The following is a 3716-nucleotide window of genomic DNA, read 5'->3' on the forward strand; positions in this document are numbered from 1 at the left end:
GCAGCGCCCGGCCAAGAGCCGCAGGCCGTTGCCGGTGGCGCAACTGGTTCCAGTGCGGGTCTGCCCTGCGGCCGAACCCGGCCGGCCCAGCGGAGATGGCAGGGCCACAGCAACCATGGCCTCAAGCAAAACAAGGGCCTGGCCTCGAACTTGATCGAGAACAGCCCCTTGGATCTTGGCTCGCTACGGAACCCGCGCGGTCCACTGCGCGGTAGCGAATTTGGCCTCGGCCAATTCCTTCGCCGCCAGACGGGATTCGGCATCCAGCTGCGCCGGCTTGGCCCCGGTGCGCTTGGCGAAGGTGTCCATCATGACGTTGATGATCTCCATGCGATCCAGCTTTGTCTGCGACTTCAGCGGATCCACACGCTTGACCGCTGAGGTGATGCCCTTGTCGGAGATCTTCTCCCGGCCAATGCGCAGCACCTGGGTCATCTTCTCCGCGTCGATGTCGTAGCTCATCGTGACGTGGTGCAGCATCGCACCGTTGGCCAGGCGCTTTTGCGCTGCGCCGCCGATCTTGCCGGCAGGGGTCGCGATGTCGTTCAGCGGCTTGTAGTACGCTTCCAGGCCGATGCTTTCCAGCGCTTCCATCACCCAGGCGTCCAGGTACGGGTAGGAATCGGCAAAGCTCATGCCGTCCACCAGGGATTCAGGAGCGTAGAGCGAGTAGGTAATGCAGTTGCCAGCTTCCATGAACATCGCGCCGCCTCCGGAAATGCGGCGAACCACCTGGATGCCGTGCTTTTCGGCTTGCTCCATGTCCACTTCGTTCTTCAGCGACTGGAAGGAGCCGATCACGACGGCACCTTCGCTCCAGTCCCAGAAGCGGATGGTCGGCTTGCGGGTCCCCTTGGCGATTTGCCGGGTCAGCACCTCATCCAGCGCCACTTGCTCGGTGATTGGAATGATCTCCGGGCCCAGGACTTCCCACTCGTGGTCTTCCCACTTGGTGGCGTGTCCCAGCGCGCGGCGGACGACGCGCGCGATGGCGTCTTCGTCAAAACCGAACATCACTGCGCCTTCACGCAGATTGTCGGTTACCGCATTGCGTATGGTGCTGTGGCTGGCGTCCGCTGGCAAACCGCGTAGCGCATCATTCAAGTCATCGAGTGCATCATCTGGTTCCAGGAAGAAGTCGCCATTCAATGACACTTCGGTGATCACGCCATCGGAAGTATCCAGATCTACAACGACTAATTTGCCACCGACTACCTTGTATTCACCATGATGCTTCATGGTTTCATTCTATCCCCGGCTGCCCACTAGTCGAATCCACGCGCCCCCGGATTCGGTGGTTCGCAGTGGCAACATTCGACCCCGGATAACAATCGAATAAATATTCGAGAATACTTCCACATTCCGCGGATTTCCGGGCCAAACTGTCTGTTGCCAGCAGGATAATTAACTATGGCTATACCCGATTTCATCCATAACGACGATGATGAACATCGTCTACCGTTGCCCCCAGCTGGCACTCGCACAGAATCCCACAAGGATTCGTTATTCAGCGACCATCTCGAACATCACCTGTTCCATGGTCCGCTGAAGCAATTGGCAGATGAGCTCTACGACGCGGGCCCGCTCAATGGCCCCGACGACGCCCTCGAACGGCTGAAGAAGATCCAACGCATTCAGAGCACCCTCGATGCAATGACATCTGTGCTGCTGGCCGATTCAGTAGAACAAGTCAGTGAATCATTTGCCGATATGATCGCCACCGCGGGGACCACTACCGAGGAGGAGGAACGCGAGGCTCGGAAAAGTGCTCAATACTATGGAGTTGACCGCGGCAGTGACCAGGTCATCAACTCCAACTTCATCGCAGAAGCGGCTGTCGCGCTGCGTGAGACCCCTCGCATGGTAGGCAAGCGGATGTTCTATGCCAAGGGTCTTCGCTACGCCTGCAAGGAAACCCTCACGGCTCTGGCTGCAGGAGAGATCACGCCCAAGGCAGCGCAAGACATCGTGAAGTATTCGCAGGACTTGCTCCCCGAACAAATCATGCAGATGCAACGCGTGCTGTTGCCCATGGCGAAGACTGCGTCTGATGACGCGATATACCAACGCGCACGCCGGTTCCATGACAGGATGTGCCCGGAGGCCGCCGAACAAAGGCACAAGAAGTCTGAAAAGAATCGCAAGCTCACGCTATGGGATAACGAAAATGGCATGTCCACCCTCAAGTACTACAACAGTGCCGCAGTGATTCACTCCATCAAGAACTCCGTGAAGTGGCTAGCTGATCAGCATAACGATCCGCAGGATCCCCGCACCCGGGAGCAAATAGAAGCGGACGCCTTTGCAGACATCATCCTCAACGGCTGGCCGGACCGGGAAGGCACGCCCCTCAAGCCACGGGTATCCATCACGATTCCCGCGGTGGAAATGCTGGCGGATCCTACAAGGACCGTGGCTGACCTGGAAGGCTACGGCCCCATCCCACTGGGGGTCGCATTGGTGTTGGCAAAGGATGCGCCTTCGTTCCAGCGCGTGCTGACCGACCCATGGACTGGCGCCGCGATAGATGTCGAGCGAAGGCGCTACCGGCCCTCGCAGAGCCTCAAGGATCTGTTACGGCACCGCGATGAGCATTGCTGCTTCCCCGGCTGTCGCCGTCCAGCTGACCGCTCCGAGATTGACCATATAAATGGCTGGGCTCACGGAGGGCATACGACCAGGGACAATACGCATCTGCTGTGCAAGCAGCATCAAATGTTCAAGCATGCATTGGGTTGGAAAGTCGTTCCGCGTCCTGACGGATCCAAGATGTGGGTGACTCCACACGGGCTGAGCGCACTCGTTATTCCGGAAAGCGTCAAGCGTGTGGACCAATTCGATCATGTAAATGATCATTGCCCAGAGCGCCCTAAGGTCATTCCTTTGCCGCATATTCGACTCACGGCAGAAGTACGCAGGGTACTTGGGCTCAAGCCTCGCGTCGACATTCCAGACGAGGATCCCGGTCCTGAATCGCCGCCAGATGACGGCCAGAAGGAAACAGGCTGAGGACGCTATCCCGATTGACCGGTTTTTGGGTGACAGAATTTTTCAGTCACCAGCACCTCCACACCACCAATAACACCATTCACGCAACGGCGATGGAGCCAGTTGCTCGGAGCAGTGCGGCCAAGACGTCTGCTTCGACGAGTCAGCGAATCCTTATTCAGCCGCCACTGGAAACCCCGACGGCTATAGCACCGAAAAGCTCTGGGCAAACGCTCCTGACAATATTTTTCAGTCAATGGCGCCTCCAGGCAACTGCCAAAATGCCCGATGCGCACCGCTGTGCCTAAAACGGGACCTCTACGACAGTTCCGTGAAAATATTTTTCAGTCATCCCCGGCTGCCCCGACGGCTATTGCGCCGAACGACTCTGGGGCGAACGCTGCTGACAATATTTTTCAGTCACTGGCGCATCGAGACGACTACCAAAATGCCACTAGCGCATCACGGCGCGAAAAAGGAATCCTCCTAGTCAGTTAAGTGAGAGCATTTTTCAGTCATCTCCTGCCGCCCCGACGGCTATTGAGCCGGAAGACGCTGGGGCGGACGCTGCTGACAATATTTTTCAGTCACTGGCGCATCCAGGAAACTGCCAAGATGCCGCGATGCGTATCGTGGCGCGAAAAACGAATCCTCTTAGACGGTTCCGTGAAAACATTTTTCAGTCACTGATGGACAGGTGTGCTGTTAAAGCAGCAGCGGGGGGGTTC

2 protein-coding genes are annotated in these 3716 nt (G+C 57.6%); one reads left to right on the forward strand and one right to left on the reverse strand.

Going from position 1 to position 3716, the window contains the following annotated elements; genetic code table 11:
- Nucleotides 1-183: 183 nt before the first annotated feature.
- Complete coding sequence (locus ACNPM8_RS16950) at nucleotides 184-1239, reverse strand: lipoate--protein ligase family protein (RefSeq protein WP_400342360.1); 1056 nt, start codon at nucleotides 1237-1239, stop codon at nucleotides 184-186.
- A gap of 171 nt (nucleotides 1240-1410) precedes the next feature.
- Between ACNPM8_RS16950 and ACNPM8_RS16955 the strand changes: the two genes are divergently transcribed.
- Entirely contained in the window at nucleotides 1411-3009 is a 1599-nt protein-coding gene (locus tag ACNPM8_RS16955; protein ID WP_448940265.1) for a DUF222 domain-containing protein, read from the forward strand.
- Nucleotides 3010-3716 lie beyond the last annotated feature (707 nt).

The sequence above is a fragment of the Glutamicibacter sp. AGC46 genome (assembly GCF_053543715.1).